1 pseudogene is annotated in these 1,717 nt (G+C 66.6%); it reads left to right on the top strand.

The window, feature by feature from the left end:
* A pseudogene (locus EOA85_RS34620) lies at window positions 1-1,717 on the top strand (translocation/assembly module TamB); the annotation flags it as partial.

The raw sequence follows: 1,717 nt of genomic DNA on the forward strand, positions 1-1,717 counted from the left end.
CCGATACCATCGTCATCGACAGCGGCTCGGTGACGAGCGAGGTACTGGACAGCGGCTTTAATGGAAGGGTCTCGCTGGCCGATGGCGCCATCGATCTCAACCTCAGGGCGGTTGCGGCTTCCGCGGCGCTGCCGGCGGCAGCGCGCGGTGTGCTTGCGGAGCGGACAGAACTCAGTGCCGCGTTGAAGCGTGACGCCAATGGCAATGTCACCGCCAACGCGATCAGGCTGGTATCCGGCGCGCTGACCGCCGACGGGCAGGCCAGCCTTGACGCCAACCAACTCGCCGTCGACATCAAGGGCGCGCTGACCGACATCTCGCTTCTGTCCGGGGATGCCAAGGGCGCCATCGCTTTCGCGCTGAACGCGCAAGGCGCCGGCACCGCGCCCGACCTGTCGCTGACGGTCGACAGCGACCGGCTCTCGGTGGCCGAACGCGAGATCACCGGGTTGAGGCTCACCGCCACCGGCAAGGCCGATGCCGCCAACCCGGCGGCCAATGTCCAACTGACCGGAAATGTCGCGGGCCAGCCCCTGGAAGGCCGTGCCGTGCTGGCGACGTCAGACGGCAAGCGCGCTATCAACGGGCTTTTGCTGTCACTCGGCAAGAACCGGGTATCAGGCGACCTGGCACTTGACGAGGCGTTCGTGCCTGATGGCACCGTGGCGCTCGACCTGCCTGATATCGGACCGCTCGCAGCCCTTGCGCTGGAAAAGGCGGAAGGCGACGTGCGTGGCACGATCGCCTTCTCGAAGACCGGCAATGCGCCTGAGGTCACGATCAAGGCTTCGACGGCTTCGATTTCACGCGGCGATGTTTCGGCAAGGACGGTCACTATCGATGCATCGATCGCCAACTATCTCGCCGCACCGGTGATCTCCGGAAAGATCCGCGCCGACAGCGTCACCTCCGGCGGCACCGTCATTCGCGGCATCGATGTCGATCTCAAGCGTGACGGCGACTGGACAGGCTTTTCCGGCGGCGCCGACGTCAAGGACATTCCCGCCAGGGCCGCCGGCCGCGTCAGGGTCGCCAACGGCACGACGACCGTCGAGCTCACCTCCGGCCAGGCGACCATGCGCGGCATCAAAGCGGCGATCGCTCAGGCCTCGACCATCACCATCGCCAACGGCACGACCAGCCTGGACAAGCTCGCACTCAACCTCGGCGGCGGCACGGCGACGGTTTCGGGCAAGGTCGGGGAGGCGCTCAATCTCAACGCGACGCTGGCGCGGGTCCCGATGTCGCTGGCCAACAGTTTCTCGCCGGGCCTCGATGCCGCCGGCTCGATATCGGGCACGGTGAAGGTGACGGGCGCGCCGGCCAATCCGGCCGTCGCCTTCAAGATCGACGCCGCAGGCGTCCAGACGTCGCAGACCCGCGGTGCCGGTTTCGGCGGCATGGGCGTTTCGTCCTCCGGAACATATTCTGGCAACAGGCTGACCTTCGACGCCAGCATGAGCGATGCCGCCGGTCTCGGCCTCAAGGGCGGCGGCACGATGACGACATCAGGCACGCCCACCCTTGATCTCGACTTTGCCGGCAAGGTGCCGTTCGCTTTCCTCACCCGGACACTTGCCGCTCAAGGCCTGTCTTTGAGCGGCACGGCCGACGTCAATTTGAAGGTGCGCGGCCCGGCGACGTCGCCGGTGATCACAGGCACGGTCCGCACGTCAGGTGCCCGCCTGATCGATGCACGCTCGGGACTTGCGATCAA

The organism is Mesorhizobium sp. M5C.F.Ca.IN.020.29.1.1 (assembly GCF_003997375.1).
GTDB classification, from domain to species: Bacteria; Pseudomonadota; Alphaproteobacteria; order Rhizobiales; family Rhizobiaceae; genus Mesorhizobium; species Mesorhizobium wenxiniae.